Source organism: Endothiovibrio diazotrophicus (genome assembly GCF_054657215.1).
This window is the reverse complement of sequence record NZ_BAAHXB010000253.1, coordinates 1-1345: the sequence shown is the minus strand read 5'-3', so window position 1 is coordinate 1345 and position 1345 is coordinate 1. Positions and strand designations below refer to the sequence as shown.

Genomic DNA, 1345 nt, shown 5'->3' with positions numbered 1-1345 from the left:
ATACCACCACACCCCTCATCGCGGCCTCAACGGCGACACCCCGCTGGAGCAGTGGGCGCGCACCGCCGACCGGCTGCGCTTTCTCGACCCCGAGGTCGATCTCGACGACCTGTTCCTCTTCGAGGCGGTGCGCAAGGTCCAAAAAGACCGCACCGTCAGCCTCGATGGCCGCGCCTACGAGGTCGAGGCCGCACTCATCGGCGAGAACGTCACCCTGCGCTACGACCCCCACACCGTCGAACGCACCCTCCAGGTCTGGCACGACGGGAAATTTATCGCCCCGGCCAAGCCCGTCGATCTCTACGCCAATTGCTTCGTCAAACGCAACCGCGCCTCCTCCCAGCTCACCACCGAGCAACCCCCACCCGAGCCGACCCCGACGCGCTTGCAGCTCCACCGCAAACCCCGTCCTTGAGGAGCGTTGAGATGTACCAAAAACACTTTGCCTTGAACCGTTATCCCTTCGAACACAGCCTCTCGCCCGATCAGCTGTTCGAATCCAATACCCTGATGGAGGCCCGTGCCCGGCTCGATCACCTGCTTCAACTGCGCGGCATCGGCCTGATCACCGGCGAGGCCGGCTCCGGCAAGACCACCGCCTGTCGCCAACTCACCGAATCCCTCCATCCGGGACTCTATCGCGTCTTCTACGTCCCGCTCTCTACCGGCAACGTCATGGATATGTACAAGTCCATCGCCTGGGAACTGGGACTGCCCACCGAGCGCAACCGCGCCGCCGCCTTTCGCCAGATCCGCACCGAGGTCTCCCGCCTCACCCTGGAGGCGAAACAACGACCGGTGCTCATCATCGACGAGGCGCACCACCTGCGAAACGACGTGCTCGAAGACCTGCGTCTGCTGACCAACTACGCGATGGATTCCGACAACCGCCTCTGCCTGATCCTGGTGGGACTGACCGAACTGCGCCGGCGCCTCTCCATGGCCGTCCACGAGTCGCTCTCGCAGCGCATCGTCGTGCGTCACCACCTCGGCGGCCTCAGCCGCGAAGAGCTCGGCGACTACCTCCGCCACCGTCTGCGCCTGGCCGGTTGCGAACTCCCCCTGTTCGAGCCGCCCACCATCGAGGCACTGTTCCAGGCCACCAACGGCATGCCCCGCAAGGTCAACCGCCTCGCCCACTACGCCCTGACCAGTGCCGCGTTGGCCAACGCGCGAACGGTCACCGATGAGCACATGCAAGCAGCACTCGCCGAGTTCGACCGTTAAACCATCCCTGCCTGTCGCTCCTCCTCCCCCCAGAAAAAGGGGGTGGGGGAGATCCCCCCCTCTCATCTCCCTCTATCCCACCTTCCAGGAATCATTCACTCGGGGATCAATCCGAGAA

At 64.4% G+C, this 1345-nt stretch carries 2 protein-coding genes; both read left to right on the top strand.

Annotation, left to right across the window (positions count from 1 at the left end):
* On the top strand, window positions 1-415 hold a 415-nt coding region (locus ACYQ2W_RS26185; protein WP_459874008.1), incomplete at its 5' end, for a Mu transposase C-terminal domain-containing protein.
* Between the two features lie 11 nt (window positions 416-426).
* Window positions 427-1227 carry an ExeA family protein gene (locus ACYQ2W_RS26180; protein ID WP_459874006.1) on the top strand — a complete coding sequence of 267 codons (801 nt, stop codon included), beginning with the start codon at window positions 427-429 and terminating at the stop codon, window positions 1225-1227.
* Window positions 1228-1345: the final 118 nt, after the last annotated feature.

Coding starts and splice junctions, on each gene's coding strand:
- ACYQ2W_RS26180 (WP_459874006.1), top strand. CDS start 427: ATGTACCAAAAACACTTTGCCTTGAACCGTTATCCCTTCGAACACAGC.